This is a genomic window from Mycobacterium sp., from assembly GCF_035603715.1.
GTDB lineage: Bacteria > Actinomycetota > Actinomycetes > Mycobacteriales > Mycobacteriaceae > Mycobacterium.
The window spans coordinates 1-26,714 of record NZ_DATNJW010000337.1; the positions used below are offsets into that span (position 1 = coordinate 1).

The window sequence follows — 26,714 nt, forward strand, 5'->3', positions numbered from 1 at the left end:
ACCGTCAATTGGATCAATGTCCAACAGTATTGGGATGTTTCGAGTACGGTCCCGAAATCAGCTCGATCATTTCGAAGGACTCACATGCGTTGCCTGCACCGTCGTTGCCTCGTCAGCGTCGTGTGCGCAATCGCGGTGGGAGGTCTCATCGTGGCTCCCATGCAGACCGCACCCACGCACGTGATCCAAACCCGTGACATACAGCTCATCGACTCCGCAGATTCGTTACTCGGCGACGGGGCGGCGCTGGTCATCGGCGGCAGTGGCATCCCCCTGCCGCCGGAAAGGTACGTGGACGCCGCTGACACCTTGTATCTGGCGCCGCGCGGCTTCACCGGTTCGCCCCAGGCGCTCGACACACCAGAGGGCTTCTACCCCACCACCGGCGTCAACAGCCTGACCGCTGATGCTTCCGAAGCCCAGGGATCGAAGATCCTGGACGCCGCGATTCTGGGTCAGATCGCCACCGGAAAGGTCGACGCCGACAACCCCGTCGTGGTGTTCGGCTACTCGCAGAGTTCCGCGTTCTCGTCGATGACGATGCAGCAACTGGAAAGCCAAGGCGTCCCCAGCGACGACGTCCATTTCGTACTGGTCGGCGATACCGCCGCTCCGGACGGCGGCTTGCTGGAGCGCTTCGACCTTCCCGGCAGCGGCTTTTCGGTCCCCAGCTTCGGCATCACGTTCGGCGACCCGACTCCGGCGGATCTCTACCCGACCGACATTTACACGCTCGAATACGACGGCTTCGCCGATTTCCCGCAGTACCCGATCAATCCGATCGCCGACCTCAACGCATTCGCGGGGATGATCTTCGAGCACCTCACCTACCTGGATTTGAACTCCGATCAAATTCAGAACGCTGTGCCCCTGGACACGGTGGGCGACACCCTCACCAACTACTACATGATTCCCGTCGACGACCTTCCGCTGCTGGATCCGCTACGGCTGATTCCAATCGTGGGAAACCCGCTGGCAGATCTGCTGCAACCCGACATGAAGGTGCTGGTCGATCTCGGGTACGGCAGCATCACCGATGGTTGGAGCCAGGGCCCGGCGAACGTGCCGACCCCGTTCGAGCTGTTCCCGACGGACATCAACTGGCAGGACGTGGCCACTGCACTGGTCAACGGCGTACCGCAAGGCATCCAGGCGGCGTTCGCGGACCTGGAGAATCCGGACAACTACCAAATCCCGTCACTGCTGGACAATCCGACGTTGGCGCCGCTGGTAGACGCCGCCTTCACCTCCGGGCTCATCGACACCCTCCAACCGACGTCGCAGGAGCTCACCCAGGCGCTGCTGGGCGGTAGTTTCCCGCTGTCCGATGCGACCCTGCTATCGCCACCCGCCGACATCATCAATGACCTGAGCGCCACCCTGTCGGCTGATTACGCGGCGTTGTTGCCGATTGCCGACACCGTCAACGCGTTGACCACCTCGCTGCCCTCGTTCGATGTCAGCGTCTTCCTGGACCAGCTCGAGGCCGGCAATCTGATCGCCGCGATCGGTGACCCGATCGCGGCGGACGTCGCGCTGATCCCGTTCGCGCTCTTCCTGGGTTTGGGTCCGATCGCCGACGCCGTCCAAGGCACCCTGCTGAATATCACGGGGTTGATCCCGTAGCCTAAGACCCGAACAGCCAACCAGCGGTCAGCGCGTGTGTACTGTCTAATGGAAATTGGCTGTTCGAGGGGCACGAATAACGCTGATGTCAAGTCAGCCGGGGCGCAGAGATAGTCATGAGAATGAGGCCGTTCCGTTCCAGGTCTTTCACTCTTACCCGGTAAGCTTCGGACGCAACTGTGCCCGTGGAGCGCATGTGCAGAAACGTTGCATGCTGAGCTGAGCCGGAGGGAGGCCTCGGTTTGCCGGTCGCACTGGGCAACATCCTCTTCGTGCTGGGCGCCGTCCTCTCGGTGGGCCTGCTGGCCCTGTTTGCCCTCAGCCGGACCGTCAAGCGGTTGAAACGCAATATGGATGTCAGCGCTGACACCGACTACGCCGCCACCCTGACCAGCCTCTCCGAAGCTTCCGTGCGGCACTTCAATCCTTATACCGACGTCGACTGGGAAGCGCCGGTGTTCACGGTCACCAAGAACGACCCACGCTGGGTGCTGTCGACGTCAGATCCACTGGGAAGCCACCCGTGGTACCAGTCCCAGCCGCTGGACAGGCGGGTTGCGATCGGTATGTGGCGTCAGGCCAACATGGCCAAGGTCGGTACGCAGTTCGAGGGCATTCTGGTTCGCGGCCTGCTGCACTACGCGTTCTGGGTCCCGAACGGTTCACCCGAATACCGCTACTGCGTGCACGAATCCATCGAGGAATGCAGCCACAGCCTGATGTTCCAAGAGATCGTCAACCGCATCGGCGTTGACGTTCCGGGCATGCCACGTTGGCTGCGCATGCTGTCGCCGCTCGTCCCGTTCTACGCGGGGCCGTTCCCGAATGCCTTCTTCTTCGGCGTCCTAGCCGGTGAAGTGCCCTTCGACTACTTGCAGACGAATCTGTTGCGTGAGCCCGAGCCGCAGTCGGTGCACCCGATCATGCAGGACCTGATAGCGATTCACGTCGCGGAAGAGGCACGCCACATCTCATTCGCGCACGAATACCTGCACCGGCGGGTGCCGCGTCTGGCGTGGTTCACCCGATTCTGCTTGTCGCTGTATGTGCCGATGGTGATGCGGATGCTGGGCCAGGCGATGGTCGTGCCGCCGCGCCGCTTCTTCCGGCAGTTCGGCATCCCGCGATCCGTTCGCAAGGAGCTTTATTCCGGCGCACCGGACTCGCGCCAGACGTTGCGCAACATGTTCGGCGATATTCGAATGCTCTGTGACGAATTGGGGTTGATGAATCCCTTCGCGGTGATGATGTGGCGTATGTGCAGAATCAACGGTCCCGCGTCGCGGTATCGGAGTGAGCCGCAACGTGCGAACCTGCCGAGCCCGGCAAACGCCGCCTAAATCTCTTGCTGCACAACACATCAAGTGATTACAAGATCACCTTTTGTTGGCATGCCGTCTAATTCGCGAATTGACCAACGGCGCAACCGGTTCGCATCGTTTGAAAAGAGGCATGCCAGAACAAGCACACGTGGCCTTATGCGATACTTCCTGCATGGTTCGTAGCCCTTCATTGGACAACGTCGGCGCAAGTCTGGTCTATCGCATCGGGTCGACCGCGACGTACAAAAAACTCTTCCGCTACTGGTACCCCTTGATGACCAAGCGGCTGAACCAGCAAGACGATGTTCAGTTCCTGAACTGGGGCTACGAGGAGGACCCGCCACTCGGTCTTCCGCTCGACCCCGCCGACGAGCCCAACCGGTACAGCATTCAGCTCTACCATCAGACCGCGACTCAGGACGGCGTCGACCTCGCCGGCAAGAAGGTCCTGGAGTGCAGCTCCGGCCACGGCGGTGGCGCCTCTTACCTGTCCCGCACGCTGAAGCCGGCCTCCTACACCGGTCTCGACTTCAACGCGGCCGGAGTCGAATTCTGCAAGGAGCGGCACAAGGTGCCGGGCCTGGACTTCGTGCACGGTGACGCCGAGAACCTGCCCTTCCCGGACGAATCTTTTGACGCGGTGGTCAACGTCGAGGCGTCACACATCTATCCGCACTTCGACCGCTTCCTCAGCGAGGTCAGGCGGGTGCTGCGTCCCGGCGGGCACTTCCTCCACGTGGACTTCCGCAACCGCGATAATTTTCCGTCGTGGGAGTCGGACCTGGCGAACTCGGGCCTGCGAGAGGTCTCTCACCGCGTGATCAACAACGAGGTGCTGCGTGGCCTGAAGAAGAACTCGGCCCGTTCGAACGAGATCATCAACACTCGCCTGCCGGCCTTTTTGCGAAAGTTCGGCCGCGAGTTTGCCGTGGTCGACGGCTCCTGGTTCTACAACGACCTGGAACGCGGCGAAATCGACTACCGCGCATACCATCTCACGAAGGACTGACGTCCTTCCCGGGCGATCGCCCTTGCGTCGGTAAGTCTTCACGGGAGGGTTTGTCCGCATGACGCTGGCTCGCAGGCTGCGGTTTCGCGCCAGCCTGATGAAGGTCGGTGTCGACGGGGCGCTCGGGGTGGCGCGCGATAAGGCCACCTCGTACGGCTACTCGTTGACCGGCCGGAAAACCGCGCCCCACACCGACTTCGACCCATTCTCGGCCGAAGTCATGCACGATCCGTACCCGGGTTATCAGTCCTTGCTGACAGGCATAGAGGTGCCGAACGTCTGGTACAACCGCAAGCGCGGTATCTGGATCATCGCCGGCTACGACGATGTGCGAAAAGCCTTGCGCGACAACGAGGAATTGTCGTCGGCCCAAAGCCAGAGCCGATTCCGCGTCTACCTGCCGTCGATGAACGCGGCCGACCCGCCTGAGCACACTCGGCTGCGCAAATTCGTCTCCCGCGCTTTCACCGCGCGCGCGATGACGGCCTGGCAGACGAACATCAACGAAGTCGCCGACGAGCTCGTCGACACCGTGATCGCCCAGGGTCACACGGAGGCGGTCACCGAGCTCGCCAAACCGTTGCCGACCCGGCTGATCGCCAGGATGCTGGGCATCCCGCAGCAGGATCAGCCGCAGTTCGTGGCGTGGTCGGACGACATGGTCGCGGGCGCCTTCGCGCCGTTGACCCCGCACGGGATGAGGCTCTCCGCGCGCTCAGGAAGCGCGACCGCGGCCATGCGGCGCAGCCTCGACCCGTTGATCGCGCAGCGACGGCTGAACCCCGGTGACGACCTGATCTCGATGATGACTCCCGCCGACGCCGACGACGTGCTCACCGACGACGAGATCTTTTGGAGCGCTGCGATGTTGATCGGCGCCGGCAGCGAGACGACAACGAACATGCTGTCGGGATTATTGCTGACGCTGGCTCAGCGACCCGAGCTGTATGCCCGGCTGCGCGCCAACCCCGAGCTGATTCCGGCCGCGGTCGAGGAGCAGTTGCGGATGGGCTCTCCGGTGCAGGGGTTCTATCGCACCGCGACCCGCGACTACCCCGTCGGCGGCGAGACGATTCCGGCCGGCGCGCGCGTGCTGCTGTTGTTCGCCGCCGCCAACCGCGACCCGCGTCACTACCAGGATCCGGACAACTTCGACCTCGACCGGAATCCGACCGACCACCTCGCTTTCGGCGGCGGTGTCCACTACTGCCTGGGTGTGCCGCTGACCCGGCTGGAAGGCGCCCGGGTGTTTTCCCAACTGTTGCCCAGGGTCGAGGAGATCCGTCTCGCCGGGGACTATCGCTACCTCGACAACCCGACGATGCGCGGGCTGGAGCACCTTCCGCTGGAGTTGATTCCCGCCAACGGGGCCTGATCGGTGCGGCTCACAGCCCGCGCGGGCTGAGCCAGCTGTCGATTCGCTCGGCGACGGCGGCCCATCCCGGCTCGAGCATCATGTTGTGTCCCATGTCGGGAAAGAACTCCGCCTCGGTGCCGTAGGCCCGGGCAGTGGCGAGAATCTCCTTGCGGGTGTGTGCGCCGTCCTCGTCGGCCCCAAGCACCAGCATCGGCGCAGTGACCCGCTTGGGTCGGGGCAGGCGCAACAGCAGACAGTCGATGCCGATCCGCGAACTGTCCTCTTGCAGTCGCGCGGCATACTTACGAACATCGGCCTCCGGCGTGTGCGGCGAGAAGAATCGTTCGCGGGCCAATCGCGGCGGGGTGATGTACGGCAACGCTTTACCGGTGATCGTCATCTTGGCGAAATCCGATGGGCTTTGCCGGATCCAGCGCAGCGCATTGCCGAGGTTTCCCTGTGGCGGGATGGACGTCATCAAAACACCGGCCGGGGCGTCGTAGCGCTCCAGATATTTCTGAACGATCAGACCGCCCATCGAGTGACCGATGATCACCGGCGAGCTGGGGAGCCGCTCAGCAACCGACCGAACGTCGTCGATGTAGTCGGCGACCGAACAGACCCGCAACGGCTTGTCACTCGGGCTCTCACCGTGACCGCGGAAACTCAACGCGACTGCGCGGTAACCTTTGTCGGCAAAATAGCTGAGGAAATTCTCGTCCCAACACCACGCCGCGTGCCACGCCCCGTGCACGAAGAGCAGCGGTACGGGGTGCGCCTCGCTGACGCTCCCCTTTTCGATCACCTCGAGCACCGCGTTAGCCTATCTGTCCGTTGAACCGGAGCCAGAGAGTGTCCAATAATCCGTATACCGCGCGTTTTTGCCGCGCCGTCAATTCATTTTTTTGCGGGCGCGCCGCGTGAGCAGGGGCATCAGCTGCTCGTGTGGCGCAAAGCGACAACACGCCGCGACCAGCTGATTTGCCCGCCCTGGGACCACCCGGCACTTACCCGCGTCCAAACCGTCGATCGCGGCGCGTGCGACTTCGTCGGCGGACTTCCACATGAAGCTGGGCAGCGTCGCGGCACGCTCACCTTCGCTGAAACCGGCTACCAGATCAAATCCGGTGTCGACCGGTCCCGGACACAATGCGCTCGCTACGACACCGCTGCCGCGGAGCTCGCTGCGCAGACTTTCGGTATAAGACAACACAAACGCTTTGGCGGCGCCGTACGCGGCGTGCCCAGGCAGCGGGTAGAAGCCGGCCAACGACGACACATTGAGCACTGCGCCCCGGCCACGGTCCACCATTCCCGGTAGAAATCTGCTGCACAGGTCCACGACGGCGGCGACATCGACCTCGATGAGGTTAAGCTGTTGTTCTGGAACCGATTTCGCCACCGGGGAACGTTGCGTCAAGCCCGCGTTGTTGATCAAGATATCCGGTGTCAGCCCCAGCGCCTCGATACGGCCAACCAGGGCGGCGCGATCGTCACGGTTGGACAAGTCGGCGGGCAGCACGTGCGCACCAGGACTCAAGCTCTCGGCGAGGGCATGCAGGCGGTCGGTGCGTCGGGCCACCAACACCAGCCGATGGCCACGCCGCGCCAACTCCACGGCGATGGCCTCGCCAATACCCGACGACGCGCCGGTGACGACTGCGGCGCGCGTTTCTGCTGGTGCCGGAAGGGACACGCGGTGGACCTTACCCGGCTTGCCGATATCGGAAACATAAAACGGCAGGCCAGCACCTTTGTCCAAGTCTTCACGCCCAGAACGCCTTACGGACGCGTCAAACGTAGTAGCTTGTAGGCGGACCGGGGGACTAGTTGGGGATCGGGGTTGGATGACGCCATGGAGGGCCCGCGGGCTCCGTCTGGGCCTGTTGGCGGGTGCGTGTGCGTGTCTAAATTCCGCACCGGCGTGGGCGGACGACGCCGCCACTACCGCTGCACCCGACTACACCGCGCTGGTGCTGGGCCACGCGTTCCTGTCCCAGCCGGATGCCACTTACATGCAGGAAGTGATCGACACCTACGTCAACCAGACGTACACCATCGTGGGCGATCCGGTCAGCGTGTACACGCCCGAGACCGATTACGGGTCGGGGCTCACCCAAGGCGTCACTGACCTGGACGGGGAGATCCAACAGCAATTGTTGGCGAACCCCGACGCCAACCTCGTCATCGTCGGTTACTCGATGAGCACCTCGATCCAGACGCAAGAAATGATCAATCTCGCGGCCGCCGGCGCACCCGACACCTCTGGCCTGAAATTCGTGCTGGCCGAGGATCTGCAAAGTCCCAACGGCGGATTCTTCACGCGGTTCCCGGACAATTTCAGCGCAAGCCTTCCGGCGACCCCGGCGGACACTCCGTACGACACCACCATCTACACCATCGAATACAGCGGGGCGTCCGACTTTCCGCAGTATTACGGCAACATGTACGCGGACCTGAACGCCGTCAACGGCTACGTCGACCTGCACCCCTACCTGCTGACCGGCTGGCCGGCCTACTTCGACCCGTCGACAGTCGCAAATGCGGTGGCGGAGAACACATCTGCGGGATACGACGGCAACACCGACTACTTTCTCATCCCGACGCAAAATCTGCCGTTACTGGACGGGCTGCACGCGATCGGCGGGAGCTCATCGTTCGTCGACCTGATCCAGCCCGACATGCGGGTGCTGGTCGACTTGGGTTACGACTGGACGGGCGACGCGGATGTCAGCACGCCCGCAACGCTTTCGAATCCGGACATCGATTTCGCCGCCGTCAACGACTATCTCGAAGCCGGCGCCAACCAGGGCATGATCGCTGCGCTCGTTGATCTCGGAATCCTGCCGCAGTCCGACCTGGCGGATATCGCGAATCTGTACCCGTACGTGCCGGATGTCGCGGGACTGATGGATGGTGCCCTCACCAACGACACCCTGGCGGCAGCAGATGCGACAGCGTCGCTCGATGCGCTGACGAGCGCCTTATCCGAATCAACGAACCCGCTGGTGGTGGAATTCGGCTCCTATTTCCCAGGAATGGCGGCTGACCTCGCTGACTACTTCCAGAATCTCGCCAGCCTCCTCTGACGGTTTACCTAAATTCGTTGAATACCAAGCCTATTGCGCTGATCACTGGAGCGACGAGCGGCATTGGCGAGGCTACGGCCTACCGCCTGCGGGACCGCGGCTACACCGTGTTCGCTACCGGCCGCAATCCCGAGGCGTTGAATGCGTTGCGCTCGAAGGGCTTACAAGCCCGTTCGCTCGACGTCACCGACGAGGCCGGCGTGGATCAACTCGTCGAGGAGATCATCGCCGAGCACGGCGGTGTCGATGTTCTGGTCAACAGCGCTGGTTACCCGCTCCCCCGCCCGCTCGAGCAGGTGGAGTTGAGTGAACTTCGGCACCTCTTCGAAACCAATGTGGTTGCCACACTTCATTTGTCGCGCGCTGTATTGCCGACGATGCGCGCGCAGGGGTACGGCAGGATCGTCACGATCGGGAGCACCGGCGGACGATTCACCAGCCCGGGCGCCGGTGCCTATCACACGGTGAAATACGCCATTGAGGCGCTTTCGCTGTCGATGGGCGCCGAGGTGGCACCGTTCGGTGTTCGCGTGGTGTTGATCGACCCAACTGGGACGCGAACGCCGTTCGTCAGTTCGCAATTCGAGACCGAGCATTCCTATCCCGACGACGATCCCTACGGCGACTTCAAGATTCGCTATTCCGAGACCACCCGCAGGTTGGCCACCGCGAAGGGTTTGACCGTCAGCGCCGACGCGGTGGCCCGCGCGGTGGTGCGCGCCGTCAACGCCAGGAATCCCAAGCCGCGCTACATCGTCGGGGCTTCCGGGAAAGTCACCGTACTCGCGCGAGCGCTACTGAGCGACCGGATGTGGGACCGCGTCATGACGACAGGCATGCGCGGCTGACGTCAGCGTAATCCCTGCTGCGTCAGCAATTCCCGAGGGCGCGACCCACATAGCAATCGGACCCCCAGCACGACGCTGAGGGCCCGACGGCGTTGGAGTGGGTGAGGCTTAGAACATGCTCGGTATCAGTGTGGCGAGGTCCGCGGCGAACTGCGTGCCAAAGTCCGAGGCGAACTGTGTGCTGAGGTCGGTGAGCAGCTGACTCAGCGTGTCGGAGCCCGCGCTGGCGCCAAAGCTTCCCAGCAGAGTGCTCAGATCCGCCGTCAAGCCGGTGGGGTCGGTGGATCCCGCCGCCGCGGCCACCGGGTCGCCGGCCAGGATGGCCGCCAGGTTCGCCGGATCTCCCGGGAAGAGGAAATCGGTCGCCAAAGTGTTGAGGTCGGTCGCCAGCGTCGGGTCCGTGTGGCCGCTGAAACTCTCTTGGAAGACCTTCACTAGATCGTCGCCGACCAGCGTGTAGTTGTAACCGCCGTACTCGCCGATGAGCTGTCCGGACGAGTTGACCAGGCCGTCGGCTTGGGGGTCCGTACTCGTCAGATAAGCCAGGTAATTCGGGTCGGTCAGGATGCCCTCGTTCGTATAGAGCGCCGGCAACTCGGGATTGATGTTGGCCAGCGCCTGGTCGACCTGTGCGAGTTCTGTCGGGCTGAAGTTGTAGGAACCCGTTTGCAAAAGTGCTATCGCATCGTTGATTTCGGGCTGGGTTGCGTTGTTCTGCAGCGCGAAGTTGTTTACATAATCCGCGAGCGACGTGTTGGTCGGATCCCAGGCGAGAACGTTTTGCAACAGGCCCAGTTGACTCTCGTCGGCGGGAAGATCACAGACCCCGGGGCAGGCCGGGCTCCCCGCGACAAACGGGTCGAAAGCGACGATCGAGCCCGCGGTGATGTTCTGGAAGGCGTCGAGAATTTCGGTCCCGGTAGGTATTTCGACACCCGATCCATCGATGCCACCGGTCGGCGCGGTGAACAAACTGTTGTAGAAGTTTTCGAAGGGTCCGAACAGGTTCAGCTTGAACGTGTCGCCGGCCCACGGCATGAAGTCACCGGTCCCGGTGCCGTCGACACCAGTGGTGCCGTCGAAGCCCAACGAGCCCGGGACATCACCGGTTGCACCGACATCAGGGCTGGGGTCTTCGAGACCAGGGTCGTCGCCGGGGGTGAAGGTGAAGCCATTCGTCAAGTCCGACAGCGGCACCTGCAACCAGTTCGAGAACAGGTCGAAGTGTCCGCCGGTTGAGTTTTCGGCGTTTCCGGCGAAGGCCTCGAAGAAGCCGATGTCGCGGTCGAAACCGGTATTGCCGGTGATGACCTCCGGCGGAGTCATCGGGGCGCAGGTCTGCGCATCGCAGGAGGCACTCGTCGGGAGTTCGGCCGCGGCCAGCAGACCGATCTGCTGCGCCAGCCCCGCCGTACCGTTCGCGTCGGCGATCGTGTCGATCTCAGGCTGGTCGAGCCCGGAGATCTGCGGCGCAAATGGGAGCGCCATATCGAATAGGCCCATGTAGTGCCCCAGGTCGCCGGGGTCGGTACCCCAGATGTTCGTGGCGCTGGGGACCCACCAGTCTCCGCTGAAAAGCAGTGAGTTGGCGAAGACATCGATGCCCTGGATCTCGTTGAAAGGGATGTTCACGACATCGTCGAACAGGTTGATCGGGACGTCAGTGACGTCGACGAGACGGGTCTCCATGCTGCGTACTGGGATGTGCGAGGCTTTCGGCGCGGCCGGCGTAAGAACAACCGCACTCGTCGCCGCAACCGCCGCCGCAGCAAGAACATACGCACGTGAAGCACCCTGCACGGCCGCCCCCTTCACCCCGATCGACAGTTGCCCGCTGAGCCTACACTGAACACAACCTGAGATTGAGGCTACCGGTAAGAGTGCCGTAAAGATCCCGTAATGCGAACTTCTCGGCCGCGAGGTGAAGGCCCGTTCACGGTCGACCTATTCGAGGCTTTAGCGGCTCGACCTTCCGGCGCAGGGAATTCATCGGTGAGAGGTCCTTTTAATGTGACGCTTTGCATTCGCGTATTCAACGACAATCGGACCCGCAGCATTGCGCTGAGGGTCCGATTATCCGTTTGCCGGCGGGTTTAGAACGTGCCGAGGATTGACTGCGGCACAAAGCTCGCCAAATCTGCGGAGATCTGCGCCGAGATATCGGCGAGCGCCGCGCTCAGTGCATCCGAGCCCACGGTGGTGCCGAGGCTCGCCAGCAGGGTGCTCAGGTCCGTCGAGAATTGCGAGAATTGGGACGGGTCGAAGTTGCCGAGCCCGCTGGCTGCAACCGCGGCCGCGCCGTCCGCTACGCCCCCGTTGTAAGGATCGGGGCTGGTCAGCGGAGCAGCAAGGAACCACAGGACCTCGGGAGTCGCGGCATTGAAGTTCCACTCGTTGTTGGTCGCCAGTGCCAGCAGGTCGTTGAAAACCAACTGCGGGTTATAGCCGCCGAATTCCGACACGAGCGGTCCCGTGCCGTCGTAGTCCACGTATGCGGGATCGGTGAAATAGCCGGCGTTGGTGTAGAGGTTCGCCAATTCGGGGTTGATCGAGATCAAAGCCTTGTCGACGTCCGCCAGCGTGTCGCTGTCGAGGTTGTAGATGCCGGTCTGCAGCAGCGCGGTCGAGGCGTTGATCTCATCCGGTGTCGGTTCGTTGACCAGCGACGGGTCTTGGTTGTATAGGGTCACCCAGTTCGCAAGCGTCTCGTTGCTCGGATCAGCAGCCGACATGGCCGCAATCAACTGCGGGATCTGGAACTCGCTGGGGATGTCGCACGCCGCCGGGCAGGCCGGGCTGCCGGCGGTGAAGGGGTCGAAGTCGATGATCGACCCGGCCAGCAGATTCTCGAAGGTATGGGTGACACCGTCGAGAGTGGGAACCTCGATCGGGTTCGACGCGGGGTCCTGCAGCAAGCTGTCGTAGAGGGTCTGGAACGGCTGCAGCAGGTTCAGATGGTAGTCAACGCCGTTCCACGGCATGGTGTCGCCGGGCCCGGTGCCGCCCTCGAACGGGTTGCCGCTGCTACCCCAGTTGAGGCCCCACGTACTCCCGTCCTGAACCGAACCGCCGGGATTGACGATGCCCGGGTCATTGGACCCGAACGTGTAGCCGTTGATCAGGTCCTGCAGCGGCACCTGGAAGAAGTTGGTGAACAGCCCGAAGGGCTCGCCGTTCGCGTCCGTCGCTTTCCCCATGAGGGCATCGAAGAACCCGATATCCCGGTCGAATTGGGTGCTACCGGTAATAACGTCCGGCGGTGTCATCGGGTAGCAGCTGATGGCGTCGCACGAGGAGCTGACCGGAAGCTCGGCGGCCAGCAATCCAGCGAATTCGTAGTTCAGACCCGGCTCGTATACACCGGAGGAGTTGGTGAAGCCCTCGGTGAACGCCGAGAACGGGATGAAGTTGTCGATCGTCGCGATGTGGGTGGGGTCGCCCGGGTCGATGCCCCAGAGGTTCGTCGAGCTGGGCACCCACCAGGTCCCGGTGAAGAGGAGCGAATTCGCCGCCGTGGCGAACCCGCCACCTTCGAGCTCGTTGTACGGAATGTTCAGAATATCGTTGAACAGGTTCACCGGGATGTTGGAAACGTCGGCGTCGATCAGCTTGGTCTCCATGCTGCGGACGGCGAGCGGGAGCTGTCGTGCCACTACTGGCGTGACGACGACGGCGCTCACAGCGGCAAGCGCCGCGGCGGCGAGGGCGTAGGGACGCGAAGCAGCCTGCACGGCTCCCCCTTCAAGCTCGGTCAACTCAACAGGAACTGAACTTACAGTAAGAATTTCTAAGTATGTCCAATTTTTGAAGAAATCGCTCGCGGCATTCAGTGACTCGGCTCACACAAAACTCATACAAAGCAGGAAGGTGCGCAAGACGAAATGAAACGTCCAATTTATTGGATGTTTCAGCTAATGCCGAAACGCATTTTTGGAGCCATTGCAATTGGCGTCGATTAGTAGGACGGACGTCTCAAATCTCGCGCGATCGGCGTGATCGCCAACGGGTAGCAGCGTCGGCGCCTAGAACGCGCTCAGCGCCGAAGTCGCCAGATCGGGCACCCATGCCGAGGTCAGGTCTTCGATCAGGGTGGCGAGATCTGCTGACATTCCGGTGGGATCGAACCCGCTGAACAATTCGCCCAGATCCAACGACATCACCGCGGGGTCGAGGCCACCAAGCAATGCACTCAGGTCGAACGACGCTGGATCGAAGGCGCCAACCAACGTGCTGAGATCCAACGAGCCGGGATCGACCAACTCGCTGACGCCCGATGAACCGGTGTCGATGCCGAACAGGTCCAGAATCCCCGGCAGGACCAGGGCGGGGTTCCAGCCGCCGTAGACCGGCTCGAACGCGGAACCGGGTTCGTTGATGAAGGCCAGGTAACCCGGGTCGGTCAGGAATCCGGCGTTGACGGCCAGCGCCGGCAGCGCGGGGTTGATCTCCTCCAGTTGCGCGAGGGCCCCATCAAGCTGCTCGCGCGTCAGGTTGAAAATTCCGGCCTGCAAAAGCGCGATGGATGCCGCGACCTGATCGGGAGTCGCGTTGTTGTTCGGGAACTCCGCACCAGGGTCGAACCCGGCGAGCCATGCCTGGATCATCGGGTTGGAATCGTTCGGGTCCAACATGTCCACCAGCGCGCGAGTGGTCAGGCTGTCGGGAATATCGCACATCGCCGGGCATGCCGGGCTGCCTGCCGTATAGGGGTTGAACGCCGCGATCAGCGATGCGGTGACGGACTGCAGAGACCGACCGAACTCGTCCAGAGTCGGGATCTGAATGCCGGTCCCCGAGATGTCTCCGTCGGTCCCCGGATCCTGCAGTAGGTGTTCCCAGTAATTCTGGAACGGCTGGAAGAAGTTGAGGTAGAACGTGTGTCCATTCCACGGCATCGCATCGCTGTCTCCGACCGTGCCGCCCACGAAGGGATTGTCGTCACCATTGAGGAAGCCGAATGCGGGATCTGCGTAGGCCGGGCCGCTGGGGCTGGTCGCGTCGTCAAAGGTGTGCCCGTTGATCAGGTCCTCGATCGGCACCTTGAACCAGTTCTGGAACAGCCCGAAGTTTTCCCCACTGCCCTGGCCGGTGAGGGCATTGAGGAAACCGATGGTCCGGTCGATCGACGTGCTGCCGGTGATGACTTCCGGCGGTGTCATCGGGAAGCAGGTCTCGGCGTCACAGGAATCGCTCACCGGCAGCTCGGCGGCGAGCAGGCCGTCGAGCTGGTACTGCAGTCCGCCAAGCCCTTGGCTGAAGTCCGGGAACGGCGCAAAAACGTTGGTGACCAGCGCGACGTGGGTCGGGTCGCCGGTGTCGACGCCCCAGAGATTCGTGGCGCTCGGCACCCACCAGTTCCCGCCGAAGAACAGCGAGCCGGCCACCGAGTTGAGGGCTTGCACCTCGTTGTAAGGAATGTTCGCGATGTCGGTGAGCAGGTTCATCGGAATGTTGAGCAAGGACTCGTCCACCAGCTGGATCTCGATGCTGAGCGTCGGTAGATGAATGGCTTGCTGCGCTATTGGAGTGACGGCGACCAGACTCGCCGTAGCCAAGATTGCACCGGCCATAACGCACGGACGCGCAGCAACCTGCATTGCGTGCTCCCCCTTCGATTGAATTAGCTGAATGGCACCTGAAGCTAAACTCAGAGGGCCTCAGCTGTCCCTATCGAAGGGGCAGTCTCTTTTGAATCTCATATCTATCTGGCCAACCTCATACGTGGAGGCATGTCCAATTAAATAGCGCCGGCGATTAATCCTTTAGCCATGCGCGGTTGCCGTAGGCGTCGAGATGCGCCACCTGCTCGACCGGCATTCGGGTGGTCGGCCCGTATCGCCCGCGCGGCCAGCCCAGTGCCACGACGCAGCATGGGGTGACCGAGCGTGGCAGGCCGAGGATTTTTCGGGCCCGCCCCACTCCCCACAGCGGCAAGGTGATCAACGAGGCGCCCAGACCCATCGCGCGCGCGGCCAGCAGCAGATTCTGCACGCTCGGATAGATCGACCCCCAGTATCCGGACACGGCGGCGTGCGGCATGAGCGAATACGGCGCACGGCCCTCGCGGATGGTGAGCCGCAGGCAGGCCACCACCAGGACCGGGATCTCGGTGAAATGGTCCACCTGCCATTGCGCCGCACGGATGACCTTGGCCAACGACTCGTCGTGGTCACCCGCACCGCTCAGCAGCCCACCGTAAGAGAACTTCCAGCCTTTGCGGTATCGCCCGGCCAGCTTCTTGATCAGGCGGCGGTCCTTGACGACGATGAACTCCCAGTTCTGGCCGTTGGCGCCGGTCGGTGCCCGCAAGGCCAACTCGATGCACTTCAGCACTATCGCGTCGTCGACCGGGTCGGGGTGCACGCGGCGCACCGCCCGCTGGGTCAACATCGCGTCCTGCAGCGGCATGTTCAGGCCGGCTAGCGCGTCCGACGTGGCCGGCGCCACCAGAAATGCATCGGCGTAGGGGGATTCGGCGTTCGGCGTGTCAGTCATCTCAGGCGTGCTCAATGACCCACTTGGCGGTGAAGTCCTGGACATCCGGTATCCCGTGGGCGAATTCGCGCGCGATGAAGCTCTCGACCGTCCCGCCGACCAGCGGAACTTTGAATTCCACCGTCCCGTTCAGCGTCAGCAGCGAGCCGTTGGACGTGGGCGCGACCGACGCGGCGGCCGAACCGGAGCCCGGTGCCCCGGAGACGGCGACGGTGATCTCCCCGCGAAGTCCATCGCCCGACGGCCTCCATGTCTCGGTATGCCGGACCTTGAGATCGCGTCGATAGAACTTCGAGACGATCCCGGGCAACAGGTCGCGACCCAGGTCCTGGGTGGTGGTGACCCGCACGGTCTGGTCGTCGTCGACGACCAACGACTCCAGCGCGGTGCTGCCATTGAGGGTCTCGAGCCGGGCCAGCCAATATTCCTCGGCGCTGAAGGCGGCATGAACCTGGTCGACGCTGGCGGGCGAGTCGACCGAGACATCGAACGAGCGAGGCATGACAGTCCTAGACCGGTTCCTGGCCCGGCACCGCCGAACTCTTGGCCAACAAACGGTCCGCCAAGCGGCCCGCGAAAATCCGCGTCTGCTCTAACTGTTCGGGCTGCACGTTCGTCGGCGGCAGCCGAAGTCCCAGTGACCTCTTGCGGTACTCGCCTGTGCCGAGATAGCTGGTCAGCGCCAGCATGGACCGGAGGTTGTCCCCGGGATAGGTGAAGTGGATTTCGTCGACATACCGGCCGCCCTGCTCCTCGGCGAGTTCACGCACCCCCTCCAGGTTGGCCTGCCAGAACGTGCGGCATACCACGAACACCGCAAACGGCTTGCCGGACAACAACTTACCTGCCTCGTCCGACTTCAGGAACGAGCGTAGCGGCATGCTGACGTTGTCCCACCAGGTCGGCGATCCAATCAGGATCAGGTCGTAGTCGGCGTCGCGCACTGTGTCCGGAGTTTGAATCTGTCCGGTCTCGTTGCGCTTCTGGGCTTGCAGCACGCTGAGCATGTCGGGCCACACCCGACGCATCGGGAAGCGGGAGAACTTCTCGGAGTACTTCGGGTCGGTGAATTTGATCTCGGCTTCGCTCACCTCGCACCCTCGGCTACGGAAAACCTCCCCGGCAGCGTCGAGAACCTTGTGCGCCTGCCCGGTGTACGAGTAGTACAGCAGCAAGACCCGCGGCGGCCGCGCGCCGCCACCGGCATTGGTCGTATCCGTCATGGCTCCTCCATCTCCAAATGTCGCACACTAGGCTTGGGCGCCGTGACCGACAAAGTTTCCATCGACCTCAGCGGTCCGTCGCAGACGATGCTGACCACCCTGTACTGCAAGGCACTGGACGCCGACTGGGACCGACCGATCCTGGGCGACGAGTACGCCAAGGCGGCGGTGGCCCGAATCGACTACGACTGGGGTGAACTCAAAGTCGCCAACCGCTGGACGCCGCTGGTGACGGTGCGGACCGCCCAATTCGACGTGTGGGCCGCCGAGTTCCTGGCCGCCCATCCCGACGCCAACGTGATCCACGTCGGATGCGGTCTGGACAGTCGGGTGTTCCGGCTGGATCCCGGGCCGGGCGTGGAGTGGTACGACGTCGACTATCCGGCGGTAATCTCGTTGCGCGAGAAGGTTTTTCCGAGCCGACGTAATTACCATCTGGTCGCCACGCCGGCGACCGACCCGTCGTGGCTTGACCAGATCCCGGCCGGCCGGCCGACATTGCTGCTCGCCGAGGGCATCAGCATGTACCTGACCGAGGAGGACGGTATCGCGCTGCTGCAGCACGTCATCGACCGGTTCGGATCCGGCGAGATCCAGATCGACTACTACAGCCGGCTGGTGGTCCGATCGCAGAAAACTCACCGCCTGCAACGGCAGTCCGGTTCGAAACTGTATTGGGCCGTCAACCGGCCGTCCGATGTTCTCGATCGTCTGTCGGGCGCCCGATTGGTCGACGGCGTGACGTTCTTTGACGCCAGTACGTTCGGTCGCGCTTCGGGAGTGTTCCGTGTGATGCGCCAGTTGGTCCGGCCCTTGCCGCCGCTGCGCCGAACCTTCCAGTACCACCGCTACGCCTACGGACCGGTTAGCTGACGCCCGCGTACTGCTCGGCGACTTCGCTCAGCAGCGTTTGGATGGCCTCGATCGACTTTTCCGGCTCCGGCCCGTGTGAGTGATATTCGACGTTGAGCTGTTCGGCGTAGATCTGGGTGAAGTAGATCTCGATGCCGGCGCTGACCGCAAAGTACAACTCACCGTGGGTGGCGGTGACTTCCACGCCTTTGGGCGTGCGTACCGGGGGCACCAAGCCGTTGTCGGACAACAGAACAACGTCGGGCATACCCGGCGCGTTGCCGACGTACTGCGGGCTGAAGTGCAGGCGGGACTGCTGGATCACGCCCTCGTCCAGATCTCCTTTGAATGTCGCCGCGATGTCGCGGGCAAGCTCGACCACGGTGGTCTTCTGGTTGATCTCGGCGAGGTAGGTGCCCAGCCCGACCGGGTTCGTGCATCCGGTCGCCGACACCGGCGGTGACAGGAAGTAACGCAGATCGACGGTGTAGATGAACGGCACCGGGATGTTCACCCTGCCCCGCACCTGCCACTCCGCGATCAGGATCGCCGCCGACAGCACCGAGTGCAGACCCAGCTTTTCGGCGCGGCAGAGCTCGACGATGGCGTGCGTCTGGCTCTCGCTGAGCCGGCACGACACCATCGGAACACGCACCGGCGAAGCGGGTTTCACGCCGGTGTCGCCGCGACGGGAGGGCGGCAGGTCGTAAGCGAACAGCGCCGGCATGAATCGCTCGATACCTGAACGCGGCCCTTTCCGGATCCCCCGGTCGGCAAGCACGGTCTCGATCGACTCCGGTGCGGGCTGCGCGGTCACTGGACCGGTCTTCCCGTTGGTGACCAGATCGGTGTAGAAGGACAGCAATTCCTCGATCAGGCCGTACATGTGGTGACCGTCGGCCAGCGCATGGTGGACGTAGAGCGTCGGATGCGCCTGCCCGTCGCGGATGAACAGGCGCAGATGCACCAGCGATTCGCCCTGATCGAAATGTGGCGGCGGGTTGTCGGTCTGCGATGCGTCGACCTCGATGACCTCGAGTCCCGAGTGCATGAGGTCGTCGGCGACCAGCTCGTGACGGCCGTCGCCGCCGCGTTCGAGGCGCGCGGTCAGCACCGGGTGCGCCTCGAGTAGCAGGTCGAAGGCGTCCGTCAGCGCGTCGACATCAATCGGACCCTCGAGGTGCGCGGACAGACCCACGAAGTTGTGCGTCTCAGCGAGCATTTCCTCGCTGAGTGCCAGCTTGCGAATGACCGACGATGGAAACACGGTTGCCTTTCTAGCCTTGTCGAGATCTACGACAGGTCGACGAGTTCCATTTCGTCACTGCCGGAGTCCATCTCGTCTTGCGCAAGCGCTTCCCGGATCAGCTCCAGCAATGTCTGGGAGAACCCGCTGGCAAGTGACTGCACGGTGGCCCCGTCGACCCGCCGGCTGTCGTACCACCAATCCAGGTGCAGCACACCGGCCGTGCGGAATACCCGCAACTCTATTCCGTGGCCTAGGCCCGGAATCGCCTCGCGCACCGGCAATGCGGTGTCGGAGTCGAATCGGACCGCGACATCGTCGCCCAGCGGCGGCAGATCGGGAATCGTGCCGATGTAGGAGAAGAAGATGTCAGCCGGACCGGCAGCGCCAAGCTGCCGCGCTGTCGGGGCATACAAGTAGCGCAGCAGCCCATAGCCGATTCCGTAGTGCGGGACGGCAATCAGCGTGTTGTGCACGTCGTCGAGCAACTGCTTGGCGCCGTCGTCCTTGGCGCAGGTGAGCGCGATGGGATAGATGGTGTTGAACCAGCCGACGGTGCGGCGCAGGTCGACGTCGGGCTTGAGCACCGATCGACCCTCGCCGCTGAGGTCGACGGCGACGGTCCCCTCACCGACCTGGTGGGCGATCGTCCGACCCAATGCGGCCAACAGCATTTCGTCGATCGGCACCCGCAGCCGTCGACGGGCATCGTCGATCTCGGTTGTCTCCGCGACGGTCAGCGATGACGCGCTCCGGGCCAGATCCGGCAGCCCGGGCGCGCCGGCGGTCTGCGCGCTTGCCACCTTCAGCGTCGACGCCGTTGCCGTGTTCAGCCAGTAGTCGCGGCTCTCCACGACCGCCGGGTGGACGGCCAATGCCGCGCAGCGCTGCGACCACTCGGTCCACGGCGTCGTGACCGGTTGCAACGCAATCTCTTCGCCGGCCAGTTGTTGCCCGAAAGCGGTGAAGATATCGGTCAGCAGGATGTCGCGCGACGCGTTGTCGGCCACGATCGCCCGCACGCTGATCGCGAGGTAGCACGAGCCGCCCGGCACCCCGTTGACATAGGTCGCGATCAGCGGGTTAGACGGATCCTGTTGGCGGACTACGTCTATCAGTGTCGACAGCAGCGCATCGCGTTCCTGCGGCGTGCCTGGTTTGATGTCTTCCGGCAGCGAGCGGACGGCCAAGTCGGCGAAGTCGCCCGGCTCACTGATCACCTGTTCCCACGTGCCTGCGCGTTCGACGAGTCGCAGACGCAACGCCTCGTGATGGTTGCGCAACGCGGTCAGTACCGCGCAGACGTCGTCGACCTGTACGTCGGGGCGCAGTTGCAGGATCAGTGGAACTCGCCACTGCTCACGCTCACGCACGCCGTGCTCGAGGAAGTACGAGATGTTCGGCGGCACCGGCGGATGCGTGACGTCGCCCGGCGCCTGCCGGGCCAGGCCGCCGGCCGCATAGCGAGCCGTCAGCGCCCTGGCCAACGCGGCCACCGTTTGGTTCTCGTAGAGATCCTGCGGGGTGAGGTCGAGGCCTTCGTTGGACGCGGTCATCGCGACGCTGATCGCGACCAGCGAATCCCCGCCCAGCTCAAAGAAGTTCGCGTTACGTTCGACACTGGGCAGGCCCAGGCACTGGCTCCAGATGCGCTGCAGCGTCGCTTCCATCGGCGACTGGCCGCTCTTGGCTGCCGGGGCAGCGTCGGCGGCGCCCACTGCGGCGGCGGCCCCGTTGGTCGCAGCGGCGTCGCCTGTCCACACGTTCGCGCGGTGTTCGATCCAATGCCGTTGACGCTCGAAGGGATAACCCGGCAGCGTCACCAGTTTCCCGGACTCTCCGCCGCGCAGGGGCGACCAGTCGACATCGACGCCGGCCGACCAGAGTTGACCCAGCGCGAGCAAGAATGCGTCGCGGTCGTCGCGGTTCTGCGCGTGATGGCGCATCAACCGCACCGCGCGATGGCCGGTTGACCACCGGGGGTGCCGGCTGGCCGAGGACGTCAACGTCCCACCGGGTCCGACCTCGACCAGGATGCGGTTCGGCTCGCCGAGCAACACGTCAACCTCGTCGGAGAATCGGACCGTCGAGCGCACCTGGCGCGCCCATGTCGACGGGTTGGTGGCCTCACTGGCAGCCAGCCAGGTCCCGGTCACGTTGGACAGCAACGGAATCTGCGGTTCACGCAGCGTCTGACGGGATAGGAAGCCGGTGAACTCCGGGATCATCGAGTCCATCAGGCGCGAGTGGAATGCGTGCGACGTCCGGACGCGGCGCGCGACGATGCTCTTCTCGGTGAGGCGTTCGCTGAACTGGCGAATGCCTTCCTCGGAGCCGGCAACGACGCAACCACCCGGCTCGTTGATCGCGGCGATGTCGACCTCACCGTTCAGGTATTCGGCCACGGCCTCGGGGCTCAGCGCCACCGCGACCATCACGCCACGGGGCGCCGCGTGCATGAGACGGGCGCGCATCGAGACCACCTTGATGGCGGTCTCGATGTCGAAGACCCCGGCGATGGTGCCGGCGACGTACTCGCCGATGCTGTGCCCGGCCAGCGCCGCGGGCTTGACGCCGTAGCTCTCGATCAGTTTGGCCAGCGCGTACTCGACGGTGAACAGCGCCGGCTGGGTGCGGTCGGTGCGCTCGAGATTGCGGGCTGTTCCTTCAAAGATCTCGGCGCGCAGGTCGATGCCGAGCTCGTCGTTGAACACGGCCGCGCACTGGTCGAAGTGCTCGGCGAACACCGGCTCGTGGTCGTAGAGCCCGCGTGCCATCCCGATGTGCTGTGCGCCCTGACCGGGGAACAGGAAGACCACCTGGTCCGAATTATCGGTGTTCCCGACGAATTCGCCGATGAAGACGTTGTCGTTCTCAGCGGTCTCCAACACGGTTCTCGCGTGCTGCTCGTCGTTGACGACCGCGGCCATCCGGATCTTGTCTTTGCGGCGACGGCCGAGCGTGTAGGCAACATCAGCCAGGCTCAGCGCGTCGTCGCCGGAGATCTCAGCGGCCAGCGACTTGCGTGACTGCTCGAGCGCCTCGGGGCTTCGCGCCGACATCAACAGCACCTGCGGCCCCGACGACGGGGTCGACGCGGGTACCGGGGGTGCTTCTTCGAGGACGACGTGGGCGTTGGTGCCACCCACACCGAAGGAGCTGACCCCGGCGCGCAGCACGCCGTCCCATTCCCACGGGCCGTATTCGCTGCGGACCTTGAAAGGTCCACGGTCGAGGTGCAATTCGGGGTTCGGGCTGGTGTAGTGCAGCGTTGCGGGGATGGCACGATGCTTGAGGCAGAGGATAGCCTTGATCAGGCTGGCGATGCCGGACGCGGATTCCAGATGACCGATGTTGGACTTGACCGAGCCGACGTAGCACGGGCCGGAGCGGGTCTCCTCGGATACCTCGAAAGCCTGTCGCAGGCCTTCGATTTCGATCGGATCGCCCAGCGGCGTGCCGGTGCCGTGCGTCTCGATGTAGCTGATCTCCGAGGCGTCGACCTCGGAAATGGCGTGCGCTTCCGCGATGACGTCGGCCTGCCCAGTCGCGGTCGGGGCGGCGTATGTCATCTTCGTGGAGCCGTCGTTGTTCAGCGCCGATCCCCGGATCACGGCGTGGATTCGGTCGCCGTCGTCGACGGCATCCTGTAGAGACTTCAGCACCACCACACCGACACCGCTGCCGAAAATCGTGCCGTCGGAGCGCGCGTCGAACGGCCGGCAGTGCCCGGTCGGCGACACCATCGAGCCCGGGGCATACCAATATCCGACGTGATGCGGGATGCGCAGCGACGCACCGCCGGCCAACGCCAGCTCGCACTCGCCGTTCAGGATGCTCTGGCAGGCCAGGTGCACCGCGACCAGCGCCGAGGAGCAGGCCGTCTGCACCGACAGCGCGGGGCCACGCAGATTCAGTGCGTACGCCACCTTGGTGGCCAGATAGTCCTTGTCGTTCTGCATCGACAGTTCGACCATGTCGAACGTGATGCCTTGTCCCATCACCACATTCGGGTCCCGGTTGGACATGATGTTGTGCAACAGGTAGCCGCTCGTGGTACTGGTCGCATAGACACCCACCGTGCCCTCGATCTCGGCCGGGTCGTAGCCGGCGTCCTCGATCGCGTGGAACGCGGTCTGCAGGAACAGCCGGTGCTGCGGGTCCGTCGAGCGCGCCGCCTGCGGGGTGAAACCGAAGAAGTCGGCGTCGAACTCGTCGATGCCGTCCATCAGTGCGGCACGGCGCACGTAAGCGTGATTCGAGAGTGTCTTCTCGGGAATGCCCTCGGCCAGCAGGTCATCTTCGGCCAGCGTGACGATCGACTCCTCGCCGCGGCGCAGGTTGTCCCAGAATGCCGACAGCGTGTTGGCGCCGGGCAACCTGGCCGCCATGCCGACCACCGCGATCGCGTTGGGCGGCAGTTCGCTGTTGCTGGTCACACTCGATCTCCTACCTTTCGCCTGGCGGCGGCACGCTGCCTGGCCGCGGCGCGCTGCTTGGCTCGGTCACGAACCCCGCTGCCGCTGTCAGCCTTGTCCCCGGCCGCCAGGCCCAGCTGACGGATCAGGTCGGTGGTCAGCGCGGCCAGCGAGGCGCCCTGCAACAGCAGCGCCACGGGCGGTTCCACACCGAAGTCGCCGCGAACAGTGTTGCGGATACGCACCGCCATAAGCGAATCCATGCCCAGCTCGGTCAACGGCTGATCGGCGTCGAGCGTGCTGCCCTTCGGGTAGCCCATGATGGCCAGGATGCGGCCACTCAGTCGCGCGATGACGACCCGAGTGACTTCGGCAGCGTCCATCTCGCGCAACGCATCGGGGCCCGCCCAATCGTCGTCGTCGCTGTCGATATCGAGTTCCTCGGCCAACTTCCCGAAATAGCCGAGTTGCTGAATCTCGGGGAACGCGGCGGCGGCCCGGTCCAGCCGCAGCCGGGCCACCCCGATGTTTGTCGGCTGGCTGGCAAGGATGGCCTCCAGCGCCTCGATCCCCTCGGCCGGCGAAATGGGATCCAGCGCGCTGAAGGTCAGCGAGCGGGCCACGCCGATGTCGGACCACTGGCCCCAGTTGATCGTGGTGGCAGGCAATCCCGACGCCCGTCGCCAATCGATCAGGCCGTCAAGCCAGGCGCTGGCGGCGGCGTACGCGCCCTGCCCGGGCGCTCCCAGCAGTGATGATGTCGAGGAGAAACCGACCCACCAGTCGAGTTCGTTGCCGACGGTGGCCACGTGCAGCCGCAGGGCGCCAATGGCTTTCGGTGCCCACACCCGCTCCAAGCTGTCCTGGCTGAGGCCGGCGACGATCTGGTCGTCGAGCACCACGGCGCTGTGCATCAGGCCCCGCAACGTCAGGCCGGTCTCTTCGGCCGCGCTGACGAGTCGCTCGGCGACACCGGGTGCGGCGATATCGCCGAGCACGACCGCGATCTGGGCTCGCTGCTGGAGTTCCTCGACCAGGGCTTGGGCCTCGTCGGACGGCGTGGACCGGCCGTTGAGCACCACGCGTCCGGCACCGCTGTCGACCAGCCAGCGCGCCATGGCCAAGCCCAGCCCGCGCAGACCACCGGTGATGATGTAGGCGCCGTCCGGCCGGACCACCGTACCGGTCTTGGCAGTGCGCAGCGTTGCGCGGGAAAGCCGCTTGGCGTACCGCTTTTCGCCACGCCAGGCGATCACATCGTCGCCGCCCAGCCCTAGCTCGGCGGTCAGAGGTGTGACGGTGTCACCGGACAGGTCGACCAACGTGGTGCGCAGGTCCGGATGCTCGTAGGCCAGCACCCGGATCAGACCGGTCAGGGCGCTGATCGACGGGTCGCCCGACTCACCGTCATTGACGGCCAGTCCGTCGCGGGAGACCACCCACAGCCGCGGCGGCTTGCCGTGCCATCCGGTCAGGATGGTGCGCACCGTCGACGCGAGGCCCCACGTCAGCGCCCGGCCGCGGCTCGCAGCGTCACCGGTCTCGGAGCCGTCGAATGTCTGCTTTCCCGCGAAGATCACGACGCCCACCGGCGGCAGTTCGGCGTCTCCTGCGGCCTGCGAAAAGGCTTCCAGGACCGCCGATTCCTGGGACAGGTCGGCGGCGATGACCCGTCGGGTCGGTGAGCCGAATGTGGCGACGAACTCCTTGGCCACCGCCTCGCCTTCGGCACCGTCGTTCAGCACCAACCAGCTGCCGTCCGGCGCGGAAGCCGCGTCCACCGGGGTCTCGACCCATTCGGTGTCGAAGATCTTCTGCTCCAACGGCATTGGCACCGTACGACGCTGCACGCGTTGCAGGTAGATGCCGCTGATCTCGGCGGTCGGAGTACCCGTCTCGTCGGTGATCAGGACGCGACCCATGATGCCGGCTCCGTCGCCGTCGGGGTTGAGCAACTCGGCGCGGCAGCGGGCACGACGCCCGACCTCGCCGAACACCCGGATCTTCTCGAATGCCACTGGCAGGTAGGTCGCCTCGTCGGAATCGGCCAACGACTCGCTCGACAGCGCGGCGGCCAGGCCCTGCAGTGCGGCATCGAGCAGCACCGGGTGGATGCGGTATCCGCGGTGGCCGGTCGCCTCGTCGGGCAGGACGATCTCGGTCTCCGACGTGCCGTTCGGCCGCCGCACGATGCGGGTCAGCGCGGCGAACGCCTGCCCGTGGTGCAGGCCGGTCGCGCGCAGCGCGGAATACAGGTCGGCGGGCGAGAGCACCGTGCCGGGCTCCGATGACGCGGCGGGCACTGCTGGTGGTTCCGATTGCCCCACTTCGACTTTCGCGACGGCGTGCCGGATCCAGGCGCCGGTGGCCGAGCGTGAATGGATCTCGACGCGGATCTCGTCGCCGTCCTTCTCGCCGCGGGTCAGTTGCGTGGTGAGCTGGGTCGAGTCGTTCAGCGGCAGCATCTGCTCGACCTCGACGCCGACCGACACCGACTGCGCAGGCAAGCCGAGCGCTTCGCTGGCAGCGGCCAGGGCAATCTCGCCGAACCCGGTGCCGGGCATGACTGGTTGGCCATGCACCTTGTGGTCGAGCATGTAGGGAACGAGTTCGAGCCCGACGTCGGCGGTGAAGACGTGGTCGCGGCCGGACGGCAGTTCGACGTGCGTGCCCAGCAGCGGGTGGGCACTGGCGGGCTGCCGGTTGGTCGCCGTCGGCGCGGCCCAGTAGCGGACGTGCTGCCACGGGGTCGGTGGCAGATCCACGATTTTCTTTGTGCCATTGGCAGTTTCCGCCGCGGCGATCGACGGTGGCCGAACCGTCGCCAGCTGGGTGTGGAGCGTGAGCGTCTCGGGGTTGTCCCGCGTCAGTGTTCCTGCGACCCGGGCGCCGCCACGGGGCTTGGCCGACTCCAGCGTGCCGTTGATGGCGTGGCTGAGCAGCGGGTGGGGGCTGACTTCGACGAAGGCGGAGTGGCTTTCGGCGGCTTTCGTCACCGCCTGGCTGAACCGCACCGGGTTACGCAGGTTCACCACCCAGTAGTCGGCGTCGAACTTCGGCGCCGCCTCGTCGGCTTGGCCAACCGTGGAGATCAACGGGATCTTGGGCGTCATCGGCTTCAAATCGGACAGTGCTTCTTTGAGCTCAGCCAGGATCGGGTCGACCGTCGGATGGTGCGAGGCCACATCCACCTCGATGCGACGGGCGAGCAGACCTTGCGCGTCGACCG

At 64.3% G+C, this 26,714-nt stretch carries 18 protein-coding genes; 7 read left to right on the forward strand and 11 right to left on the reverse strand.

Going from position 1 to position 26,714, the window contains the following annotated elements; genetic code table 11:
• Positions 1-159: 159 nt before the first annotated feature.
• From VN856_RS13970 to VN856_RS13985, 4 genes are all read left to right on the forward strand, one after another.
• The gene (locus VN856_RS13970; protein WP_325689972.1) at positions 160-1,626 is read left to right on the forward strand and encodes a PE-PPE domain-containing protein; all 1,467 of its coding nucleotides are present in this window, start codon (positions 160-162) and stop codon (positions 1,624-1,626) included.
• Between the two features lie 350 nt (positions 1,627-1,976).
• Positions 1,977-2,966, forward strand: coding sequence for a diiron oxygenase (locus VN856_RS13975; protein WP_325690005.1), 990 nt, complete (start codon positions 1,977-1,979; stop codon positions 2,964-2,966).
• A 154-nt stretch (positions 2,967-3,120) separates the two neighbouring features.
• Positions 3,121-3,957, forward strand: a complete 837-nt coding sequence (locus tag VN856_RS13980; protein ID WP_325689974.1) for a phthiotriol/phenolphthiotriol dimycocerosates methyltransferase — start codon at positions 3,121-3,123, stop codon at positions 3,955-3,957.
• 58 nt (positions 3,958-4,015) lie between these two features.
• Complete coding sequence (locus tag VN856_RS13985; RefSeq protein ID WP_325689976.1) at positions 4,016-5,332, forward strand: cytochrome P450; 1,317 nt, start codon at positions 4,016-4,018, stop codon at positions 5,330-5,332.
• Positions 5,333-5,342: 10 nt separating this feature from the next.
• On the opposite strand, the gene VN856_RS13990 is transcribed toward VN856_RS13985, so the two are convergent.
• Together VN856_RS13990 and VN856_RS13995 are read right to left on the reverse strand one after the other, a co-directional pair.
• The gene (locus tag VN856_RS13990; RefSeq protein WP_325689978.1) at positions 5,343-6,128 is read right to left on the reverse strand and encodes an alpha/beta hydrolase; all 786 of its coding nucleotides are present in this window, start codon (positions 6,126-6,128) and stop codon (positions 5,343-5,345) included.
• A gap of 78 nt (positions 6,129-6,206) precedes the next feature.
• Positions 6,207-7,010 (reverse strand): SDR family oxidoreductase, encoded by an 804-nt coding sequence (locus VN856_RS13995; protein WP_325689980.1) that lies wholly within the window; start codon positions 7,008-7,010, stop codon positions 6,207-6,209.
• A gap of 151 nt (positions 7,011-7,161) precedes the next feature.
• Here VN856_RS13995 and VN856_RS14000 point away from each other — a divergent pair, with 151 nt between their 5' ends.
• A complete protein-coding gene (locus tag VN856_RS14000) occupies positions 7,162-8,403 on the forward strand; it encodes a PE-PPE domain-containing protein (RefSeq protein WP_325689982.1) in 1,242 nt (413 codons plus the stop codon).
• Between the two features lie 17 nt (positions 8,404-8,420).
• Positions 8,421-9,251 carry an SDR family NAD(P)-dependent oxidoreductase gene (locus VN856_RS14005; protein WP_325689983.1) on the forward strand — a complete coding sequence of 277 codons (831 nt, stop codon included), beginning with the start codon at positions 8,421-8,423 and terminating at the stop codon, positions 9,249-9,251.
• 108 nt (positions 9,252-9,359) lie between these two features.
• On the opposite strand, the gene VN856_RS14010 is transcribed toward VN856_RS14005, so the two are convergent.
• The 6 genes from VN856_RS14010 to VN856_RS14035 form a co-directional block, all read right to left on the reverse strand.
• Complete coding sequence (locus VN856_RS14010; RefSeq protein ID WP_325689985.1) at positions 9,360-10,940, reverse strand: hypothetical protein; 1,581 nt, start codon at positions 10,938-10,940, stop codon at positions 9,360-9,362.
• Between the two features lie 404 nt (positions 10,941-11,344).
• Positions 11,345-12,982: a hypothetical protein gene (locus VN856_RS14015; protein WP_325689987.1), complete on the reverse strand. Its 1,638-nt coding sequence runs from the start codon at positions 12,980-12,982 to the stop codon at positions 11,345-11,347.
• 291 nt (positions 12,983-13,273) lie between these two features.
• A complete protein-coding gene (locus VN856_RS14020) occupies positions 13,274-14,806 on the reverse strand; it encodes a hypothetical protein (protein ID WP_325689990.1) in 1,533 nt (510 codons plus the stop codon).
• A gap of 199 nt (positions 14,807-15,005) precedes the next feature.
• Entirely contained in the window at positions 15,006-15,746 is a 741-nt protein-coding gene (locus tag VN856_RS14025) for a nitroreductase family protein (protein ID WP_325689992.1), read from the reverse strand.
• A gap of 1 nt (position 15,747) precedes the next feature.
• The gene (locus VN856_RS14030) at positions 15,748-16,248 is read right to left on the reverse strand and encodes a DUF2505 domain-containing protein (RefSeq protein ID WP_325689994.1); all 501 of its coding nucleotides are present in this window, start codon (positions 16,246-16,248) and stop codon (positions 15,748-15,750) included.
• A 7-nt stretch (positions 16,249-16,255) separates the two neighbouring features.
• Complete coding sequence (locus tag VN856_RS14035) at positions 16,256-16,969, reverse strand: flavodoxin family protein (protein WP_325689996.1); 714 nt, start codon at positions 16,967-16,969, stop codon at positions 16,256-16,258.
• A 42-nt stretch (positions 16,970-17,011) separates the two neighbouring features.
• Between VN856_RS14035 and VN856_RS14040 the strand changes: the two genes are divergently transcribed.
• A complete protein-coding gene (locus VN856_RS14040; RefSeq protein ID WP_325689998.1) occupies positions 17,012-17,842 on the forward strand; it encodes a class I SAM-dependent methyltransferase in 831 nt (276 codons plus the stop codon).
• On the opposite strand, the gene VN856_RS14045 is transcribed toward VN856_RS14040, so the two are convergent.
• The 3 genes from VN856_RS14045 to VN856_RS14055 form a co-directional block, all read right to left on the reverse strand.
• Positions 17,835-19,088, reverse strand: coding sequence for a phthiocerol/phthiodiolone dimycocerosyl transferase family protein (locus VN856_RS14045; RefSeq protein WP_325690000.1), 1,254 nt, complete (start codon positions 19,086-19,088; stop codon positions 17,835-17,837). The genes VN856_RS14040 and VN856_RS14045 overlap by 8 nt on opposite strands.
• 26 nt (positions 19,089-19,114) lie before the next feature.
• Positions 19,115-23,506, reverse strand: coding sequence for a type I polyketide synthase (locus tag VN856_RS14050; protein WP_325690002.1), 4,392 nt, complete (start codon positions 23,504-23,506; stop codon positions 19,115-19,117).
• On the reverse strand, positions 23,503-26,714 hold a 3,212-nt coding region (locus VN856_RS14055), incomplete at its 5' end, for an SDR family NAD(P)-dependent oxidoreductase (protein ID WP_325690003.1). The genes VN856_RS14050 and VN856_RS14055, both read right to left, overlap by 4 nt.

Bases quoted from the DNA above. Each gene is read 5' to 3' on its own strand.
- VN856_RS13970 (WP_325689972.1), top strand. From the start codon at position 160: ATGCAGACCGCACCCACGCACGTGATCCAAACCCGTGACATACAGCTC.
- VN856_RS13975 (WP_325690005.1), top strand. From the start codon at position 1,977: ATGGATGTCAGCGCTGACACCGACTACGCCGCCACCCTGACCAGCCTC.
- VN856_RS13980 (WP_325689974.1), top strand. From the start codon at position 3,121: ATGGTTCGTAGCCCTTCATTGGACAACGTCGGCGCAAGTCTGGTCTAT.
- VN856_RS13985 (WP_325689976.1), top strand. From the start codon at position 4,016: ATGACGCTGGCTCGCAGGCTGCGGTTTCGCGCCAGCCTGATGAAGGTC.
- VN856_RS14000 (WP_325689982.1), top strand. From the start codon at position 7,162: ATGACGCCATGGAGGGCCCGCGGGCTCCGTCTGGGCCTGTTGGCGGGT.
- VN856_RS14010 (WP_325689985.1), bottom strand. From the start codon at position 10,940: ATGGAGACCCGTCTCGTCGACGTCACTGACGTCCCGATCAACCTGTTC.
- VN856_RS14025 (WP_325689992.1), bottom strand. From the start codon at position 15,746: ATGACTGACACGCCGAACGCCGAATCCCCCTACGCCGATGCATTTCTG.
- VN856_RS14030 (WP_325689994.1), bottom strand. From the start codon at position 16,248: ATGCCTCGCTCGTTCGATGTCTCGGTCGACTCGCCCGCCAGCGTCGAC.
- VN856_RS14035 (WP_325689996.1), bottom strand. From the start codon at position 16,969: ATGACGGATACGACCAATGCCGGTGGCGGCGCGCGGCCGCCGCGGGTC.